The 18,456-nt window shown below is 61.8% G+C and carries 22 protein-coding genes; 13 read left to right on the top strand and 9 right to left on the bottom strand.

Going from position 1 to position 18,456, the window contains the following annotated elements; translation table 11 throughout:
* Positions 1 to 62 precede the first annotated feature (62 nt).
* Positions 63 to 2,207, bottom strand: coding sequence for an ATP-dependent DNA helicase DinG (gene dinG / locus WIN67_RS06395; RefSeq protein ID WP_102878618.1), 2,145 nt, complete (start codon positions 2,205 to 2,207; stop codon positions 63 to 65).
* A gap of 99 nt (positions 2,208 to 2,306) precedes the next feature.
* Here dinG and WIN67_RS06390 point away from each other — a divergent pair, with 99 nt between their 5' ends.
* Positions 2,307 to 2,771 (top strand): CopD family protein, encoded by a 465-nt coding sequence (locus WIN67_RS06390; RefSeq protein ID WP_102861461.1) that lies wholly within the window; start codon positions 2,307 to 2,309, stop codon positions 2,769 to 2,771.
* 56 nt (positions 2,772 to 2,827) lie between these two features.
* On the opposite strand, the gene WIN67_RS06385 is transcribed toward WIN67_RS06390, so the two are convergent.
* The 4 genes from WIN67_RS06385 to WIN67_RS06370 all read right to left on the bottom strand — a co-directional run bounded on the left by WIN67_RS06385 (position 2,828) and on the right by WIN67_RS06370 (position 5,510).
* Positions 2,828 to 3,586, bottom strand: coding sequence for a collagen-like protein (locus WIN67_RS06385; protein WP_306382884.1), 759 nt, complete (start codon positions 3,584 to 3,586; stop codon positions 2,828 to 2,830).
* Positions 3,579 to 3,860 (bottom strand): DUF1145 domain-containing protein, encoded by a 282-nt coding sequence (locus WIN67_RS06380; protein ID WP_102878616.1) that lies wholly within the window; start codon positions 3,858 to 3,860, stop codon positions 3,579 to 3,581. The genes WIN67_RS06385 and WIN67_RS06380 overlap by 8 nt, the downstream gene beginning before the upstream one ends.
* A 139-nt stretch (positions 3,861 to 3,999) precedes the next feature.
* Complete coding sequence (locus WIN67_RS06375; protein WP_110651998.1) at positions 4,000 to 4,728, bottom strand: OmpA family protein; 729 nt, start codon at positions 4,726 to 4,728, stop codon at positions 4,000 to 4,002.
* Positions 4,729 to 4,817: 89 nt separating this feature from the next.
* Positions 4,818 to 5,510, bottom strand: coding sequence for an OmpA family protein (locus tag WIN67_RS06370; RefSeq protein ID WP_110594989.1), 693 nt, complete (start codon positions 5,508 to 5,510; stop codon positions 4,818 to 4,820).
* Between the two features lie 190 nt (positions 5,511 to 5,700).
* Here WIN67_RS06370 and WIN67_RS06365 point away from each other — a divergent pair, with 190 nt between their 5' ends.
* The 4 genes from WIN67_RS06365 (at position 5,701) to WIN67_RS06350 (ending at position 7,435) form a co-directional block, all read left to right on the top strand.
* Positions 5,701 to 6,198, top strand: a complete 498-nt coding sequence (locus WIN67_RS06365; RefSeq protein ID WP_102861456.1) for a DUF6231 family protein — start codon at positions 5,701 to 5,703, stop codon at positions 6,196 to 6,198.
* A gap of 4 nt (positions 6,199 to 6,202) precedes the next feature.
* Complete coding sequence (locus tag WIN67_RS06360) at positions 6,203 to 6,679, top strand: YchJ family protein (protein WP_102861455.1); 477 nt, start codon at positions 6,203 to 6,205, stop codon at positions 6,677 to 6,679.
* Positions 6,680 to 6,742: 63 nt separating this feature from the next.
* Positions 6,743 to 7,228 (top strand): LEA type 2 family protein, encoded by a 486-nt coding sequence (locus WIN67_RS06355; RefSeq protein WP_102861454.1) that lies wholly within the window; start codon positions 6,743 to 6,745, stop codon positions 7,226 to 7,228.
* Between the two features lie 6 nt (positions 7,229 to 7,234).
* Positions 7,235 to 7,435 carry an SEC-C metal-binding domain-containing protein gene (locus tag WIN67_RS06350; protein WP_007923047.1) on the top strand — a complete coding sequence of 67 codons (201 nt, stop codon included), beginning with the start codon at positions 7,235 to 7,237 and terminating at the stop codon, positions 7,433 to 7,435.
* Between the two features lie 49 nt (positions 7,436 to 7,484).
* On the opposite strand, the gene WIN67_RS06345 is transcribed toward WIN67_RS06350, so the two are convergent.
* Positions 7,485 to 8,033: a cysteine hydrolase family protein gene (locus WIN67_RS06345; protein ID WP_102878614.1), complete on the bottom strand. Its 549-nt coding sequence runs from the start codon at positions 8,031 to 8,033 to the stop codon at positions 7,485 to 7,487.
* Between the two features lie 266 nt (positions 8,034 to 8,299).
* On the opposite strand from WIN67_RS06345, the gene WIN67_RS06340 reads away from it, so the two are divergent.
* From WIN67_RS06340 to WIN67_RS06315, 6 genes are all read left to right on the top strand, one after another.
* A complete protein-coding gene (locus WIN67_RS06340) occupies positions 8,300 to 10,741 on the top strand; it encodes a penicillin acylase family protein (protein ID WP_339070781.1) in 2,442 nt (813 codons plus the stop codon).
* Between the two features lie 335 nt (positions 10,742 to 11,076).
* Entirely contained in the window at positions 11,077 to 11,859 is a 783-nt protein-coding gene (locus WIN67_RS06335) for a transporter substrate-binding domain-containing protein (protein WP_102878612.1), read from the top strand.
* Between the two features lie 56 nt (positions 11,860 to 11,915).
* Positions 11,916 to 12,644, top strand: coding sequence for an ABC transporter permease (locus WIN67_RS06330; RefSeq protein WP_339070780.1), 729 nt, complete (start codon positions 11,916 to 11,918; stop codon positions 12,642 to 12,644).
* Positions 12,641 to 13,351: an ABC transporter permease gene (locus WIN67_RS06325; protein WP_102861449.1), complete on the top strand. Its 711-nt coding sequence runs from the start codon at positions 12,641 to 12,643 to the stop codon at positions 13,349 to 13,351. Before WIN67_RS06330 ends, WIN67_RS06325 begins: the two co-directional genes overlap by 4 nt.
* 23 nt (positions 13,352 to 13,374) lie before the next feature.
* The gene (locus tag WIN67_RS06320) at positions 13,375 to 14,493 is read left to right on the top strand and encodes a succinylglutamate desuccinylase/aspartoacylase family protein (protein ID WP_267269483.1); all 1,119 of its coding nucleotides are present in this window, start codon (positions 13,375 to 13,377) and stop codon (positions 14,491 to 14,493) included.
* Positions 14,494 to 14,506: 13 nt separating this feature from the next.
* The gene (locus tag WIN67_RS06315) at positions 14,507 to 15,271 is read left to right on the top strand and encodes an ABC transporter ATP-binding protein (protein WP_339070779.1); all 765 of its coding nucleotides are present in this window, start codon (positions 14,507 to 14,509) and stop codon (positions 15,269 to 15,271) included.
* 69 nt (positions 15,272 to 15,340) lie between these two features.
* On the opposite strand, the gene WIN67_RS06310 is transcribed toward WIN67_RS06315, so the two are convergent.
* Both WIN67_RS06310 and dcd read right to left on the bottom strand, forming a co-directional pair.
* Positions 15,341 to 15,553, bottom strand: coding sequence for a hypothetical protein (locus WIN67_RS06310; protein WP_102861446.1), 213 nt, complete (start codon positions 15,551 to 15,553; stop codon positions 15,341 to 15,343).
* 105 nt (positions 15,554 to 15,658) lie between these two features.
* Positions 15,659 to 16,225 (bottom strand): dCTP deaminase, encoded by a 567-nt coding sequence (gene dcd / locus WIN67_RS06305; RefSeq protein ID WP_016965530.1) that lies wholly within the window; start codon positions 16,223 to 16,225, stop codon positions 15,659 to 15,661.
* Between the two features lie 352 nt (positions 16,226 to 16,577).
* On the opposite strand from dcd, the gene WIN67_RS06300 reads away from it, so the two are divergent.
* Positions 16,578 to 16,787 (top strand): cold-shock protein, encoded by a 210-nt coding sequence (locus WIN67_RS06300; protein ID WP_002554837.1) that lies wholly within the window; start codon positions 16,578 to 16,580, stop codon positions 16,785 to 16,787.
* A gap of 116 nt (positions 16,788 to 16,903) precedes the next feature.
* Here the strand turns inward: WIN67_RS06300 and WIN67_RS06295 are convergent, their stop codons facing one another.
* Entirely contained in the window at positions 16,904 to 17,911 is a 1,008-nt protein-coding gene (locus tag WIN67_RS06295; RefSeq protein ID WP_339070778.1) for a DUF481 domain-containing protein, read from the bottom strand.
* A gap of 129 nt (positions 17,912 to 18,040) precedes the next feature.
* On the opposite strand from WIN67_RS06295, the gene WIN67_RS06290 reads away from it, so the two are divergent.
* Complete coding sequence (locus tag WIN67_RS06290; protein ID WP_375106565.1) at positions 18,041 to 18,424, top strand: MGMT family protein; 384 nt, start codon at positions 18,041 to 18,043, stop codon at positions 18,422 to 18,424.
* Positions 18,425 to 18,456 lie beyond the last annotated feature (32 nt).

The raw sequence follows: 18,456 nt of genomic DNA, 5'->3' as shown, positions 1-18,456 counted from the left end.
CGGCCGGTGCTGAAGCGGTGATATGAAATAGACAGCAAGGCGCGCAAAGGTGCGCGCCTTGCTTATGATATTTCTCGGCGAAATGGCGGCAAGGCATTGAGGATAGCCTTGCCATAGCGCTGGGTGACCAGGCGGCGGTCCAGCAGGGTGATGGTGCCGCGGTCCTGCTCGGTACGCAGCAGACGGCCGCAGGCCTGAACCAGCTTGAGAGAAGCATCCGGCACCGAGATTTCCATGAATGGATTGCCACCCCGGGCCTCGATCCATTCCGCCAGCGCCGCTTCCACCGGATCATCCGGCACCGAGAACGGGATCTTGGCGATCACCACGTGCTCACAGTAGGCACCGGGCAAGTCCACCCCTTCGGCAAAGCTCGCCAGGCCGAACAGCACGCTGGAGTCGCCACCGTCGACCCGGGCCTTGTGCTTGTTGAGGGTTTCCTGCTTGGACAGGTTGCCCTGGATGAACACCTGCTTGCGCCAATCCCGATCCAGACCGTCGAACACGTCCTGCATCTGCTTGCGCGAAGAGAACAGCACCAGGGTGCCCCGGGAGCCTTCCACCAGTTCCGGCAGGTCGCGGATGATCGCCGCCGTATGCGCCGGCGCATCCCGCGGATCGGCACGCAGGTCAGGCACTCGCAACACCCCGGCATCAGCGTGATGGAACGGGCTGGGTACCACCGCAGTCACGGCTTTCTTCGGCAGCCCGGCACGCATGCGGAAGCGGTCGAAGGTGCCCAGGGCGGTCAGGGTCGCCGACGTCACCAGGGCGCCGTAGGCCACGTTCCACAAATTGCGTCGGAGCATCTCCGCTGCGAGGATCGGGCTGGCGTTGACCTCGATGTCGAACAGCGAGCCGCTCTCGGCCAGGGTCAGCCAACGGGCCATGGGCGGATTGTCTTCCGGGTCCTCGATGGTGAACGCGGTCCACAGTTCCCAGTTGCCCGACGCCCGCGCCAGCAGGCTACCGAACAGCGGATACCACTCTTCGGCCTGGTTGCTGGCGATGCCAATATTGACCTCGCCATCCATGCCTTCCTTGAGCAGCTCAGTGAGGCGGGTGAACAGATCGGTGAGACGGGAGAAGCCCTTCTTCAACTCGATGCCCATCTCGCGCATGTGGTCGGGAATCAGCCCGCCGACGAAGCGATGGCGTGGCCGTTCGCGGCCTTCCATGTCTTCGCCGGTCTTGAAGTCGGCGATCTGCTCGCAGGCGCTGAACATGAACTGCTGCTGGGTCTTGATCTCCCGCGCCAGCTCCGGCACTTGCTCGATCAAGCGCCCCAGATCCCCCGGCAGCGGGTGCTGGGCCAGCAACTTGGTGAGGTTCTTGGCGGTCTGCTCCAGCCAGTCGGCGGTGGAGCGCAGCCGGGTGTAATGGGCAAAGTGGCCGATGGCCTTGTCCGGCAAGTGGTGGCCTTCGTCGAACACATAGAGGGTGTCGCGCGGGTCCGGCAGCACCGCGCCGCCGCCCAGGGCCAGGTCGGCCAGGACCATGTCATGGTTGGTGACGATCACGTCCACCTTGCCCATGCCTTCCCGAGCCTTGTAGAAGGCGCACTGGCCGAAGTTCGGGCAGTGTCGATTGGTGCACTGGCTGTGGTCGGTGGTCAGGCGTGCCCAATCGGCGTCTTCCAGGGCGGTGGGCCAGCTGTCGCGGTCACCGTCCCATTTATTCCCGGCGAGCTTCTCGATCATGCTGGTGAACAGCTTCTGGCTGGCTTCATCCACTTCGATCTTGAAGCCTTCTTCCTCGAACAGCTGGGCCGTGGCGGTCTGCGCGTGGCCTTCCTGAAGCAGCATGTCGAGCTTGGACAGGCACATGTAGCGCCCGCGGCCCTTGGCCAGGGAGAAGCTGAAGTTCAGCCCGCTGTTGCGCATCAGGTCCGGCAGGTCCTTGTAGACGATCTGTTCCTGCAGGGCGACGGTGGCGGTGGCAATCACCAGGCGCTTGCCGGCGGCCTTGGCCGTGGGAATGGCCGCCAGACTGTAGGCCACGGTCTTGCCAGTACCGGTGCCGGCTTCCACCGCGACGACCGCCGGGTCGCCACTGCGCCGCCCCTCGTCGTCGGTGTCGATATCACCCAGGACCTTGGCCACTTCGGCAATCATCAGACGCTGGCCGTAACGCGGCTTGAGGCTCTTGGCTTCGAGAAAACGCGAGTAGGCGCCCTGGATCGTGGTTTTGAGTTCGTTGCTGATCATGGTTTTTCGGGCGCACAAAACGCTGGATAAATTTTCAGTGGTTCGAATCGGCCGCTATCATACCCCGCTAATTCATGTCGCGCAGAACGGAGTACCCGAATGACCGCTTTCGCCCTTGCCTACACCTTGCATGTACTGGCCGCCCTGGTCTGGGTCGGCGGCATGTTTTTCGCCTGGATGGTCCTGCGCCCGGCAGCCGTGGCGGCCCTTGAGGGGCCAGCGCGACTGCAGCTCTGGGTGCAAGTGTTTCCGCGTTTTTTCGTCTGGGTCTGGGTCGCCGTGGTGCTGTTGCCGATCAGCGGTATCGGCCTGCTGCATTTGCGCTTCAGCGGCTTTGAAACCGCGCCGAAGTATGTGCAGATCATGATGGGGCTGTATCTGGTGATGACCGCCCTGTTCATCCGCATCCAGTCCCTGCAACTGCCGGAGCTGCGCAAGGCCGTCGCGGCGCAGGACTGGCCGGCCGGCGCCGCGGCGCTGGGCAAGATCCGCCGGCTGGTGGGCAGCAACCTGATCATCGGCCTGGTACTGGTGGCCCTGGCAGCGGCCCGGCCAAGCTTCTGAAAGCAACCGCCCGCTACAGGAGCGGGCGGCTGGAACAATCCATCTTTCGAGGTTGACTACAAGCGCTGGACCGTCAGCGACCCCGCCTCGCCCACAGGGCCCGGCTGCCCCTGAGCACCGGGACGCCCGCTTTTGCCGCCGTCGGTTCGGTAAACCAGGCAGCCCTTGGACTTGCCCCCAGCCCCCGGTTTGCCGCCAGCACCGGCCAGGCCGCCCGCGCCACCATCGACCAGGACCTTGATCTGCTCGCTGGGGTAATCACGGGGCAACTCCAGCCGGACCACGGCGCCCGAAGCCCCGGGCCGGCCGTCACCGCCGTTGTCACCATCGGCACCGCGCCCGGCCTGCCCCCAGGTGCAACCCGGCTCCTGGCCATTGGCGCCATCAAGGCCGACGTAACCGGGAGCCCCCTTGCCACCGCGGGCGTCCACGAACAATTGTTCGGCGTTCAAGGACTCGATTCGCAGGTTCAGATTGCGCCCCGGCTTGGCCACCTTCTCATAGGTGCCCGGTGCACCACGGGAGCTGATCTGGCTGCCGCTCTCCAACTGCGCATGGCGGACAATCAGTTGCAGGCTTTGCCCGGTAGGCACGATGGCGATCCGCGCGTCACGTCCCAGATGCAGGTCGTCGACCTTGAGTTCGGTGACATTGGCCGGAATCAGCAAGGTGCCGTAGTCCGCAACGTCCAGACGCTCCAGCTGCAGGGTGCTGGCGGTATTGGGCAGGCGCATGAAGGAGTTGGTTTCAACCTGGACCACCTGGGCCACGGCCAGAGGACTGCAGAACAGGGCCAGCAGGCAAAGCTTACGCATGGTCGGTCTCGGCAACAGGAGCAGCAGCGGGAAGGGTTTGCAGGTGGAAGATCCCCACCAGCAGGATGTGTAAACGATCACGCCAGGGATGTGGACGCTCCTTGAGGCTGCCATTGAACAGCAGCAGTTCCAGCAAATGGGTCAAAAGCAACAGGCTACCCGCCAGGTTGACCAGCAGGTGCAACGGATTGATCAATGGATTGACCAGATTGATCAACACCACCAGCCAAAAGACCAAGGTCAGAAACTTCCCCGCCCCCCATAAGACCTTCATAGGCTCCCCTTGTGAATTATTCTTTGCGCGCACAGTAACGACTTACCCCGGGGATACGCCAGAGGTCGATGAAAATTCTTCCCGAAGCGTCTGTTTAGCGGCCCGATCGGCGAGGATCGCCGACCCGGACCGCCTCGTTTCAACGTTGGAGATGCAGTTCCACGCGACGATTCGTTGCTCGCCCCTGCTCACTGTCGTTATCCGCTACCGGCTGACTTTCTCCCAGGCCCTGGCTGCTGATTTTTTCCGACGCCACGCCCTGGCCAACAAGAAAGGCGACGACACTGCTAGCGCGGCGCTCCGAGAGCTTCTGGTTATAGGCATCGGAACCCTGGCTGTCGGTATGCCCGAGCACCTTGATGCTGACCACATCGGCATTGGCCAGCTTGGCCATAAGTCCCTGCAGCTGGCTGCGCGCCTCGGCGGTCAACTCCGCGGAGTCGAAGGCGAACAGCACATTGCCCTGGTCACTGAGGGTGATCACTTCCGCAGGCGCTGCTACCTCAGGCTCCGGCGCCTTGACCACTGCCGGATACTCGGGCATCGGGCAACCGCGATTATCCACCGCCGTGTTGGAAGGCGTGTCCGGGCAACGATCGCGACGATCGAATACCCCATCGCCATCCTCGTCGCCATCCTGGGCGTAACAGATCAGGCCACCACCGATCAGCCCCAGGGCCGCGCCTCCAGCCGCCCAACTACCACTCTCGATCGCTCCCAAGCCACCGCCGGCCAGCCCGCCGAGCAGACTACAGAGGGGCCAGGTGCGTTGGTTGAGGGGAGCAGTGCCATCACTGTGGGTTGCGCAACCTGTCAGTAGGCCGCCGAGCAACAGGACCGGGAAAACGGCCCGAGGAAGAAGGTTCATCATGAATGCTCCTGTGTCACCGGCAAGACCGGTCACACAGGAGTAAAGACTGCCATCGACGGCTGCACAAGCCGCGCAGGCAAAGGGTTTCAGCGGTTGATCTGGATCTCCGTACGACGGTTCATCGCCCGACCCGCGGCCGTCTTGTTGTCCGCCACCGGCTTGCTTTCACCGGCTCCGGTCACTGACACGAAACTGTTGCGGGGGATGCCGTTGCTGATCAGATAGTCCACGACCGAGTGGGCACGCTTGTCCGAGAGTTTCTGGTTGTAGGCATCGCTGCCGACGCTGTCGGTGTGTCCGGTCACGCGCAGCTGTGCAGTCGGCGCTTCCTGTTTCAGGCGGCTCACGATGGTGTTGAGCTTGGTCTTGTCGGCGTCGGTCAACTTGGCCGAGTCGAAATGGAAGTAGACATCGCGGATGACGATGGTTTCCTCCTTGACCACCACGACTTCTTCCACCACCGGTGGTGGCGGCGGTGGGCAACCGTCGGCATCGACCTGTACACCTTTGGGGGTATGCGGGCACTTGTCGCGGCTGTCCGGCACGCCATCGCCGTCTTCGTCGCCATCGCCTTTTACCCAGCAGTAGGCACCTGCCAGACCACCGACCAACAGTGCGCCACCACCCGCCCACGAGGCGCTTTCGGTGGCGCCCAACGCCGCGCCCGTGACGCCGCCGACTGCGGCACAGGTTGGCCAGTCGGTTTTCTGCAAACCTGCACAACCAGTCAACACACTGGTTAACAGAACCAAGGGTACTGCCGTCCGAATGATGCTCATCTGATTTCTCCTGAGGGATCGGCTCGAGGCCGATTCACGGAGTAAAGACTGCACATTTCATCTGCGCCAGCACCGGGCTATCAGTGATTTCGCCCCGTAAATACGGGAGGTTCGCCGATTTAGTGGCGAACCGCTCTAGGCCCGAGGGTGCCAGCACGCTAGTCTTGGGCGTTCTGATCGAGGAGCTACGATGAGCGCCGGAATTTCTACCCGTACCCCCCAGCAGGCTCTGGCGGCCTTGCTGGACCGTTACGCCCCCCAACAGCTGCTGCTGATCGGCGCCAGCGACTTCCCCGCCCTGGCCGCATTCAAGGAGGCTCATCCCGCTACCGAGGTGGCTCAGGCGGCCCCCGGCCCCTTGCCTGCGGAGCTGGCTGCACGGCGTTTCGACCTGGCCCTGGCGGTGGATTGCCTGGAGCACCTGCCCAAGCGCGATGGCCTGAACCTGCTTGGGGGCATTCGCAACCTCAATGCCAGCCGGATTGCCGTGCTGGCCGACCTGAGTGCCTGCGGCTGGCAGGAGACCGACTTTTTCTCCCTGGCGCTGCAGGCCAGTGAACGCTTCCAGCGGGACGAACAGGTGCTGACCCTGTTTACCTATGATCTGCTTGAATACAAACAAGTGCCCGACTGGCTCAACGCCCGCTTCTGGGCGAACCCGGAAAACTTTGGAAAGTATTGGTGGTAACACAATGAGCGCCTCGATTTGTCCTTGTGGCAGCGGCAACCTGCTGGACGCCTGCTGCGGCCACTACCACGCCGGTCATCCCGCCCCTTGCGCCGAAGCCCTGATGCGTTCGCGCTACAGCGCCTACGTGCTGGGGCAAGTGGACTACCTGCTGGCCACCACACTGCCCGTACAACAGGCAGGCCTGGATCGCCAATCCATCAGTGACTGGAGCGCACAAAGCACCTGGCTGGGGCTGGAGGTAGAAAGCTCGGAGGTCTTCGGCGGTCAGCCCGAACATGCCTTCGTCACCTTCACTGCGCGCTGGCATGACAACCAGGGCGAACACAGCCATCGCGAACGCTCGTCCTTCGTGCAGAATCATGGACGCTGGTATTTCATCGACCCCACCGTGCCCCTGAATGCCGGACGCAACGACGCCTGCCCCTGTGGTAGCGGGCAAAAATTCAAGAAGTGCTGCGCCGGCTATTTCACACGCTGAGCCTTTGCAGGCCAGGCACCCCATGCCCAGGACGGGTACAGGGGGTTCAAAGGGAGTCTTGCAATGATCGGTGAACTGCGCGCACTACGGGCCGTCTGCCTGTTCGGACTATTGAGCCTGTCGGGATGCGCGTCCTGGTTCACCGATGAGGACCTGGCCCCTGCGGTCCACCTGGTCAAGGTCGAGGTGGTCAAGGCCAACCTGCTGGAGCAGCGCTTCACCCTGCACCTGCGGGTCGACAATCCCAATGACAGCGACCTGACCGTGCGCCGCTTGACCTACCGGGTCTACCTGGAGCGTTTTCTGCTCAGCGAGGGCGAGCATGAACACTGGTTCACCGTCACGCCCCACAGCAGCCGCTACTTCAAGGTGCCGGTGCGCACCAATCTCTGGCCGCAGATCCGGGATGTGGTGAAACTGTTGCGCAAGCCCGAACGGCCGATCCCCTATCGCCTCGAAGGGGAGCTGGAAATCGGATTATTCATCGGCCAGGACGTGCACCTGAAGCGCAATGGCGTGATAATTCCCGGCGATTTTATCCCGGAGTAACCCGCAATGACCCAGCAACCTCATGTCCATGGCCCGGACTGCAACCACGATCATGACCACCACGATCATGACCATGGCCATGTTCACGGTCCGCACTGCAACCACGCCCACCAGGAACCCGTGCGCAACGCGCTGAAAGACGTTGGCCGCAACGATCCTTGCCCATGCGGCAGCAGCAAGAAGTTCAAGAAGTGCCACGGCGCTTGATCTGATTGCGCAAGAGGCCTGTCCGCGCCACGTCGCCGTCCGGCCTCTCCTAAAAAAGCTGCGCCAGGTTCAACACCGTGGCGTACTCGCCGTGCAGGTTGGCCAGCGACATGTCATGCACCTCCTCGGCAGAACGGGCTCGACCGGCAAAGTCGCGCTTGTCGAAGGTGAAGCAGGCGTCGGCCACCACCCATACCGCAAAGCCCAGGTTACCGGCGGTTCTCGCCGTCGACTCCACCGAGTTGTTGGTGGCCACACCGACTATCACCAACTGCCCGATCCCCTGCTGGCGCAGATCCGCCTCCAGCGAGGTGCCACAAAAGGCATCCGGCACCTGTTTCTGAATCAGTCCCTCCGCCGTTTGCGGACGAAAACGCGGCTGAAACTCCACGCCGGACTGCCCGGGCCAGAACACCGAATCCGTCGAGCGCGACAGATGCTGCACATGGATCACCGGCCAACCCCGGGAGCGCCAATGGGCCAGCAACTCGAGCATCCGCTCCTCTGCCTCGGGATTGTTTCGTGGGCCGAGCCGGGGATGCAGGATGCCTTGCTGTTGATCGATGATTAGCAGCGCCGTGTCGGCCGGAATGGGCATGCAACATTCTCCGTTGGAACGTCATTGAATTTTGCCAACTTCAACATCACCTGCTGTGACAGGCAAGCCACTCATTACACACCGCACGACCTAATGCAGACGCTTGCTGTCGTGCCATCGTCGAGCATGAAACGACAGATGACGGCGCTCCGGCGCTGGCTATTTGTGGCGCGGTCAAGAAATACCTCCAGCCCCCGCTTGCGCGGCACTCGCCTGCTCACTAACGTAGCGCCTTTATCGACGCTACCCCCCGCAGGAGCTTTGCCATGGCCTCGCCAGCCCTCTCACATTTTCTTCCCCGGTTCGGCGTTGCCGCGGCAGTGGCCGGTGCTCTCACCCTGGCCGGTTGCCAGTCCTGGAACACTCAAAACAGCCTGCCACCCACCTCCGGCGTACAGCCCCTCAAGGGCCTGGCGCAGAATGTTTCGGTTAGGCGTAGCGTCGTCGGTGTACCGCTGATCGAAAGCAACAGTTTCCACGACGCGCTGTTCACCCTGGGCTATGTACACGCCAGCGATCGTATCGAGCAGATGGTCACCCTGCGCCTGCTGGCCCAGGGCCGCTTGGCGGAGATGTCCGGCGCCGAGGTGCTAGACGTCGACCGCCTGATGCGCGCGGTGAATCTGAAGAAAAGCGCCGACGAGCTGTACAAGGCCTCATCACCACGGATCAAGCGCTTCTTCGAGGTCTACGCTCGAGGCGTCAACGCCTACCTGTTCCGCTACCGCGACAAGCTGCCGCCAGACCTGGCCGCCCGCGGCTACATCCCTGAATACTGGAAGGCCGAGGATTCGGCACTGATTTTCTGCCTGCTGAATTTCGGCCAGTCCGCCAATCTGCTGGAAGAGATCAACAGCCTGGTACTGGCACAAAAGGTCGGCAGCGACAAACTGCCCTGGCTGACCCCGAGCTACCCCGATGAACCGCTGCCCACGGCCGAGGCCGACAAGCTCAAGGGGCTGGCCTTGCATGTGCCGGGCTTGAGTGAACTCAGCCTGGCCGCCAAGCAGATGTCGACCCTCAACTCACTGGGTGTCACGGCCGGCAGCAACCTGGCCGTCGCCCCGCAGCGCGCTCGCAGCGGTCGCAGCCTGCTGGCCAGCGACAGCCAGATCGGCGCCTGGTACTACGCACAGATCCGCGCGCCGAAATATCAGGCGGCCGGGGCCTCGATCGCTGGTCTACCGGCCATTCTGCAAGGCTTCAACGGCAAGCTGGCCTGGAGCATGAGCTCGGCGATGGGCGACAACCAGGACCTGTTCCTGGAAAAACTCAAACGCCAGGGCAACGCTCTGTACTACCAGAACAATGGAAAATGGCAGCCGGTCATCGTTCGCAACGAGACCTACTTCATCAAAGGACAGCGGCCAATTCGCGAAGCGGTGTACGAAACCCGCCACGGTCCGCTGCTCAACAGCACCCTGGGGATCAACGCCAACAATGCCCTGGCCAGTGGCTACGGCCTGGCGCTGCAAATGCCGGAGCTCAAGGACGACAGGAGCCTGGATGCGTTCTTCGATCTGTCACGGGCCCAGAATGTGGAGAAGGCCTCCGACGCCAGCCGCGAGATCCGCGCCATTGCCCTGAATATGGTCTATGCCGATGCCAGCAACATCGGCTGGCAGGTCACCGGGCGCTTCCCCAACCGCCGCGAGGGCGAAGGCCTGCTGCCCTCTCCCGGCTGGGACGGACGCTATGACTGGGATGGCTACGCCGACCCGATGCTCCACCCTTATGACCAGGACCCGGCGCAAGGCTGGATCGCCACCGCCAATCAGCGGGTCATCCCCCGCGGTTACGGCATGCAGCTGTCCAACTCCTGGGACGCTCCGGAGCGGGCCGAGCGCATCGGCCAATGGCTGTCGGGCGGCAAGCAGGACAACCGCAGCCTGATTGCCCTGCAGTACGACCAGACCACCCTGTTCGCGGCCAAGTTGAAGAAGATGTTCGAGGCGCCGGGCATGGCCCAGCCGCTGAAAAACGCCATCGACGCCCTGCCCGATGCAGACCGCGCCAAGGCCCGTGAAGCCTACAGCCGACTGATGGCGTTCGACGGCAAGCTCAGTGCCGGCTCTGCCGACGCCGCGCTCTACGAACTGTTCCTCCAGGAAAGCGCCAAGCAGACCTTCCTCAAACAGCTTGGTCCAGAGTCCGGCGTTGCCTGGCAAGCCTTCGTCGCCAATGCGGGCCTGTCCTATCCGGCCCAGGCCGACCATCTTCTGAGCCGGGAAGACAGCCCGTTCTGGGGCGACTCGCGCAACGGGCAAAAAGAGGACAAGCCGGCCATTCTCGCCCGCAGCCTGGCGGCGGCCGTCAGTTCGGGCGAGCAACTGATGGGCACGGACCGCAAGGCCTGGCAGTGGGGCAAGTTGCACAGCTACCGCTGGACCAGCAACAGCGGCCAGGCGATACGCGCCCCCTTGCAGGCCGGTGGCGACCAGAACACCGTCAACAGCGCCGGCTATCGCTGGGGACAGGACTTTGCCATCACCACGACCCCGGCCCTGCGTTTCGTCGTCGACTTCGCGCTGAGCGAGCCGCTGATGGGCCTCAACAGCAGTGGCCAATCCAGCAACCCGGTGAGCCCGAACTACGCCAACGGCATCGACGGCTGGCTCAAGGCCCAGTACCTGAGTTTCCCGATGCAACCGCAGAACTTCGAACGCAGCTACGGCAAGACCCGCCTGACCCTGGTCCCGGGCAAGTAACCTCCCTCCTGCCGAACCCGCTGGCGCATCCTGCGCCAGCGGCGTCGCCCCATAACGATCACTCCGCTCTGCAGACGCCAGCGCACAAACCAGCGGACATCCGCTCTGCAGCGCCTCGTAGTCCGCTCCCCAGCATCGCCGCCCCCTCTTGGCGCCGCGCCGCCCACACGCCTCCTTTCAGTGCACAACAGGCCTTGCCCAAGTGTTGCCAACTGCTTTTAAAACACTTGTTCGGGGCTCTGGTTCGGAAATTGCTACTTTCAATAAGTCTTATGCGTTCCAGTAACAGTACTCATGCGCCACAAGCGCTCATATTGGTTCTTAGGGATTGAATAATGAAAAAAGCATTGCTGACCCTTTCCGCACTGGCTCTCTGCATGGCCGCCGGCTCCGCGCTGGCCAAGGAATACAAGGAACTGCGCTTTGGCGTCGATCCGTCCTATGCCCCCTTCGAGTCCAAGGCCGCCGACGGTAGCCTGGTGGGCTTCGACATCGACCTGGGCAACGCCATCTGTGCCGAGCTGAAGGTCAAGTGCAAATGGGTCGAAAGTGACTTCGACGGCATGATTCCCGGGCTGAAAGCCAATAAATTCGACGGTGTGATCTCGTCCATGACCGTCACTGCGGCCCGGGAAAAAGTCATCGACTTCTCCAACGAGCTGTTCTCCGGTCCCACCTCGTTCGTGTTCAAGAAAGGTTCGGGCTTGAGCGCAGACACCGCCTCGCTCAAGGGCAAGACCGTGGGCTATGAGCAGGGCACCATTCAGGAAGCCTATGCCAAGGCCGTACTGGACAAGGCAGGAGTCAAGACCCAGGCCTATCAGAACCAGGATCAGGTCTATGCCGACCTGACTTCAGGGCGCCTGGATGCCTCGATCCAGGACATGCTGCAAGCCGAACTGGGCTTCCTCAAATCGCCGCAGGGCGCGGGCTACGAGGTCAGCAAGCCGGTAGATGACCCACTGCTGCCGTCCAAGACCGCCATCGGTATCTCAAAAGGTAACAAAGAGCTGAAAGCGCTCCTGGATAAAGGTATCAAAGCGTTACACGATGATGGCACCTACGCCACCATCCAGAAAAAACACTTCGGTGACCTGAACCTCTACAGCGGTAAATAACCTGCCGGCGCCCATCCTCGATGGGCGCCTTTTTTATCGCCACGGGTCATTGATCAATGCTCGAAGAACTTCTAAAAAACCTGGGGCTTTCCGCCTTCAGCCTGAAGGGTTTCGGCCCTCTACTGCTGGAAGGCACCTGGATGACCATCAAGTTGTCGGTGTTGTCGCTGCTGGTCAGCGTCTTGCTCGGCCTGCTCGGCGCCAGTGCCAAACTCTCCAGCGTTACCTTGCTGCGGGTCCCCGCCCAGCTCTATACCACCCTGATCCGCGGGGTGCCGGACCTGGTACTGATGCTGCTGATTTTCTACAGCCTGCAAACCTGGCTGACCTCCTTCACCGACTTCATGGAGTGGGAATACATTGAGATCAACCCTTTCAGCGCCGGGGTGATCACCCTGGGTTTCATCTATGGCGCCTATTTCACCGAAACCTTCCGCGGGGCGATCCTCGCCGTGCCCCGGGGCCAGGTAGAAGCGGCCACCGCCTACGGCCTCAAGCGCGGCCAGCGCTTTCGCTTCGTGGTCTTCCCGCAGATGATGCGCTTCGCCCTGCCGGGCATCAGCAACAACTGGATGGTGATGCTCAAGGCCACGGCCCTGGTGTCGATCATCGGCCTGGCCGATCTGGTCAAGGCCGCCCAGGATGCCGGCAAGAGCACCTATCAGCTGTTCTACTTCCTGGTCCTGGCGGCACTGATCTACCTGTTGATCACCAGCGCCTCCAACTTCGTCCTGCGCAAGCTTGAACGGCGCTATGCCGCCGGCGCCCGGGAGGCCGTGCGATGATCGAACTCCTGCAGGAATACTGGCGTCCCTTCCTTTACAGCGACGGTTACCACATGACCGGGCTGGCCATGACCATGTGGCTGCTCACGGCCTCGATCTGCATTGGCTTTTTGGTGTCGATCCCGCTGTCCATCGCCCGGGTCTCGCCCAAGCGCTACATCCGCTGGCCGGTGCAGTTCTACACCTACCTGTTTCGCGGCACACCGCTCTATATCCAGTTGCTGATTTGCTACACCGGGATCTACAGCATCGCCGCGATCCGCGCGCAACCGCTGCTCGACGCGTTCTTTCGCGACGCGATGAACTGCACCATCCTCGCGTTTGCCCTGAATACCTGCGCCTACACCACGGAAATTTTCGCCGGGGCGATCCGCAGCATGGCCCACGGCGAAGTGGAGGCAGCCAAGGCCTATGGTTTGAGCGGCTGGAAGCTGTATGCGTACGTGATCATGCCTTCGGCCCTGCGCCGCTCGCTGCCCTACTACAGCAACGAAGTGATCCTGATGTTGCACTCCACCACGGTGGCCTTTACCGCGACCATTCCCGACATCCTGAAAATCGCCCGGGACGCCAACTCGGCGACCTTCCTGACGTTTCAGTCGTTCGGTATCGCCGCCATCATCTACCTGTGCGTGACCTTCACCCTGGTGGGCCTGTTCCGTCTCGCTGAACGCCGCTGGCTGGCCTTCCTCGGGCCGACCCACTAGGACTTGCTGCCGGGAAATCACCAATGCGCCACGAGATCCACGACCTGCTCGCTCCGCTGCCGGGCACCGCGCGCCAGGTCCACAGTTTTCATTTCGGCCCCGCCCAGGCCCAAGGCAAGGTCTACATCCAGTCCTCCCTGCATGCCGACGAATTGCCCGGCATGCTGGTGGCCTGGCACCTCAAGCAACGCCTGACGGAGCTGGAAGCCGCCGGTCGCCTGTTGCATGAAATAGTCCTGGTGCCGGTGGCCAATCCGGTGGGCCTGGAACAGGTGTTGATGGACGTTCCACTGGGGCGCTACCAGCTGGAAAGCGGGCAGAACTTCAATCGCGGCTTCGTCGACCTCAGTGAAGAGGTCGGCAACGCCATCGAAGGGCTGCTCACTCACGATCCGCAGCACAACCTCGACCTGATTCGCCGACACCTGAGCGATGCCCTGAGCCGTCAACGACCACAGACGCAATTGCAGTCCCTGCAACTGGCCCTGCAACGGCTGGCCTGCGATGCCGACATGGTGCTGGACCTGCACTGCGACTTCGAAGCCGTGGCGCACCTGTACACCACCCCCGAAGCCTGGCCCCAGGTAGAGCCATTGGCCCGCTACCTCGGCGCCGAAGCCTGCCTCCTGGCCACCGACTCCGCGGCCTGGTCGTTCGACGAGTGCTTCAGCCTGCTGTGGTGGCAACTGCAACAGCGCTTCGGCGAACACTTCGCCATTCCCACGGGCACCTTTGCGGTCACGGTCGAGCTGCGTGGTCAGGGCGACGTCAACCACGGCCTGGCCAGCCTCGACTGCCAGGCCATGCTGGACTACCTGACCCGCTTCGGCGCCATTGCCGGCCAGGTTCCGCCGCTGCCTGAGCTGCCCTTTCCGGCCACGCCGCTGGCGGCGGTCGAACCGGTGGCGACGCCGGTGGGCGGGCTGCTGGTGTTCGCTGCGCTACCGGGGGAGTACCTGGAGGCCGGGCAGTTGGTGGCTGAAATCATCGACCCGATCCATGACCGGGTTACCCCTATCCATTGCAACAATGCCGGGCTCCTGTATGCCCGCTCGCTGCGGCGCATGGCCACCGCCGGCATGGTGATCGCCCATGTCGCCGGCCGCGAGGCCTATCGCAGCGGCTATCTACTTTCGCCTTGAGGATGCAAGCCCCATGTACAAACTGACCGTTGAAGGCCTGCATAAATGCTACGGCGACAATGAAGTGCTCAAAGGTGTGTCTCTGAAGGCCAAGACCGGTGACGTGATCAGCCTGATCGGCGCCAGTGGTTCGGGCAAAAGCACCTTTCTGCGTTGCATCAACTTTCTCGAAACCCCCGACGACGGCGCCATGAGCCTGGATGGCCAGCAGATCCGCATGGTCAGCGACCGCCACGGCATGCACGTGGCCGATCCTGCCGAGCTGCAGCGGATTCGTACGCGCCTGGCGATGGTGTTCCAGCATTTCAACCTGTGGAGCCACATGACGGTGCTGGAAAACATCACCATGGCCCCGCGTCGGGTGCTGGGAGTCAGTAACAAGGACGCCGAAGAACGGGCCCGGCGCTATCTGGACAAGGTCGGCCTGCCAGCCCGCGTCGCTGGCCAGTACCCGGCCTTCCTCTCCGGCGGCCAGCAGCAGCGAGTGGCCATCGCCCGGGCATTGGCCATGGAGCCGGAAGTCATGTTGTTCGACGAACCCACCTCAGCCCTGGACCCGGAGCTGGTGGGCGAGGTGCTCAAGGTGATCCAGGGCCTGGCCGAGGAAGGCCGGACCATGATCATGGTCACCCACGAGATGAGCTTCGCCCGCAAGGTGTCGAGCCAGGTGCTGTTTCTGCACAAGGGCTTGGTGGAAGAGGAAGGTGCTCCTGAGGAGGTGCTGGGCAACCCGAAAAGCGAGCGCCTGCAGCAGTTTCTCAGTGGCAACCTGAAGTAGCGGCCGCGTAGAACGCCACCGTCCGCGCAAGATTGTCGCGGACGGGGCGACTGACGGTATCCAGTGAGTTCAAGCCACAGGCGCGGGCGGCGGCTCGTCCGGCAAAGTGGGCTCACCAGGTTCGGTAGGTTCTGGGGGTTGCGGAGAGTCCGGGTCGGGCTGACCGGGAATGCCGCCTGCCATGTTGACAGGCGGATGTGCCAGCAGGGTCCAGGCCAATACCCCAACCTGATTGGGTTCCAGCCTGGCCAAGGTGGCGCTGATTCGCGGATCTATCTTCATGGGGTACTCCTGAGCTGTGCCCGGTACGCCTTGCGCATACCGGAAATACACCCAATAGAGTGTGGGTGTGCTCAGGAATTCCCGCTATTTGTCAGACGGACGCAATCAGGTACGCGGCAGGGTCACGCCACGCTGGCCCTGGTATTTGCCGCCACGGTCCTTGTAGGAAACTTCGCACTCTTCATCCGACTCCAGGAACAGCATCTGCGCCACGCCTTCATTGGCGTAGATCTTGGCCGGCAAGGTGGTGGTGTTGGAGAACTCCAGGGTCACGTGGCCTTCCCACTCGGGTTCCAGCGGAGTCACGTTGACGATGATGCCGCAACGGGCATAGGTGCTCTTGCCCAGGCAAATGGTCAGCACGTTGCGCGGAATGCGGAAATACTCGACGGTACGGGCCAGGGCGAAGGAGTTTGGCGGGATGATGCAGACGTCGCTCTTGATGTCGACGAAGCTCTTTTCATCGAAGTTCTTCGGGTCGACGGTGGCCGAATTGATGTTGGTGAACACCTTGAATTCATCGGCGCAACGCACATCGTAACCGTAGCTCGACACCCCGAAAGAGATCAGCCGATCCGGGCCTTCGCCACGCATCTGGCGCTCTACGAAGGGCTCGATCATGCCGTGCTCTTGCGCCATGCGGCGAATCCACTTGTCCGATTTGATGCTCATGGCGGGTGTCCTGAAATAACGAGGTGAAAAAAATCTGTCCGGCATCTTACCGGGGCGCGGGGTCGGGTTCAAAGTCCGGGACGTTTTTCTCGCCCGACACCAGGATTTTCAAGGGTTCGGCGACGAACGACGGGCCGTCAGTCACGAAAACCGAGAAACCTTGGCCCTAGCCATTGGCACGTTCAGGAAAAAGGGTTAAGGTGGCGCCACTGTGCTGCTTGTGTCACTGAGAATCTCTACACGATGTTGAATTTCGATCCAACCATCTCCAAGAATTTTTCCTGCTCTTTGCACTCAGTCTCGGCCAGGGCTTTTCCTGAGTCGCAGTTAACTTTGTCCAAGGAGATACACCATGTCTAATCGCCAAACCGGTACCGTTAAGTGGTTCAACGATGAAAAAGGCTTCGGCTTCATCACTCCACAATCCGGTGACGACCTGTTCGTACACTTCAAAGCTATCCAATCCGACGGCTTCAAAAGCCTGAAAGAAGGCCAACAGGTTTCTTTCATCGCTACCCGCGGTCAGAAAGGCATGCAAGCTGAAGAAGTTCAAGTTATCTAACTTGTACTGATCCAGTAAAAAGCCCCGCCCTCAACAGCGGGGCTTTTTTGTGCCCGCAGGTTTTTGCGGCGTGCAGCCAAGGCGCATCCTCGCGAATGCACCTGGCTGGTACCCCGTTACCAGGTCACGCCAAAGCCCACGGTATAGCGGGTCTTATCCAAGTCGCTGTCCTCGGTACCGCGGATCAGATCCTTTTCCGCCTTGAGGTTGAGCGACGCCCAGTCCGTGACCTTGTAGCGCAGCCCCATCTCCGCATCCAGCGCGTAATCGGCGACGCCGGAAAACGGTCTGCCCACTTCGCCATTAGTGAAGAACTCCACCCGCTTGCCAATCAGGTAACGGTTGTAATCCCACTTCATCGCCAGTGAGTAGAAGCTGTCCTTACCGCCATCGGCGTACTCGTAATCCGTGCGGTTGAGCAGCGAGCCCAAGGAGAACGCCCCAAGCTCATCGTCCCAGAACTGGTAGCCGGGACCCGTACCCACCACCCGTTGCCGCGCAAGATCTTCTACTTTGTCGCGCTTGTAGGTCAGGCGTCCTTCCCAGAACCACTTCTCGGTAATGAAGCGGTCCAGAGCGTACTCGGCATTCCAGTTGTCGGTAGTCACCACCTGATCCTGGAACTCACGGTTGTACTCACCCTGGGCGTTGTGACGCCAGGCACCATGGCGCGCCGAAGTCTTGAAGTCGATGTCATAGTCATCGGTGTCCTTTTCAGCACGCTTGTAATCCATGGCCACGTCGACATTGCCCTTCCAGACCACATCCTCCACCAGCGGCTTGGGTTTCATGATCTGCTGGATACTGGCCAACTCCACGGTCTTGGGCGCCTCGCCGTTGGCCAGGACAACCTTGCCCTCCTCCGCCGCCTGCAGCGACTTGGCCTTTTCCCCGGTGTAGGCATCCTGTTTGACCAGCAACTCCTGATCGCTTTCCAGGGTCTTGACCTGCTTCCAATCAATGGAAATGGCGCCACCGTAATCGGTCTGGATCAACAGCTTACCGCCGTCGAAAACCTTGATCTTGCCGCTCAACCGGTCACCGTTCTTCAACCAGACGGTATCGGCCAGAGCAGGCATGGAGGCGCTGAGCACCGCGAAACACAGCAACGTTCTAGGCAACATAAGCAATACAGGACTCGATCTTGCGAAAAAAAACGGCATTATTCCTGCTGAACAAGCCTTAGTCAGGACTGACCCGGGTATCGAGAGTGAGTTCAATACTCACAAGACTTTCATCCTCACAACCGCCCCGTGCCCCTGCCCCTATCTGGAACCGCGAATGTGACCGAACACGGCGAAGACTCGCAAACCCCCGCGCAAATCCGACGCACGGCGCTGTACCTGACCCTGGCCCAAGTCCCCGAAGGCAAGGTCGTCAGCTATGGCCAACTGGCAGAAATGGCCGGCCTGGGCCGGGCCGCGCGCTGGGTTGGACGCACCCTCAGTCAGCTACCCGCCGATACCAGCCTGCCCTGGCACCGGGTACTCGGTGCTGGCGGCCGCATCAGCCTGCCCGTCGGTAGCCCATCAGGCGACGAGCAGCGCGCCAGACTGCGCGGCGAAGGTGTCTCTATCCTGAACAATCGCGTGGATATTCAGCGCCATGGCTGGCGCCCGGTAGAGCACAGCGGTTAGAGTGCGCGCTTTGTTTCCGTAATCTGAGGCAG

This window comes from Pseudomonas idahonensis (genome assembly GCF_037903935.1).
GTDB classification, from domain to species: domain Bacteria; phylum Pseudomonadota; class Gammaproteobacteria; order Pseudomonadales; family Pseudomonadaceae; genus Aquipseudomonas; species Aquipseudomonas danubii.
Note: the sequence above shows the minus strand (reverse complement) of the source record. Positions and strands in the feature narration are given on the sequence as shown.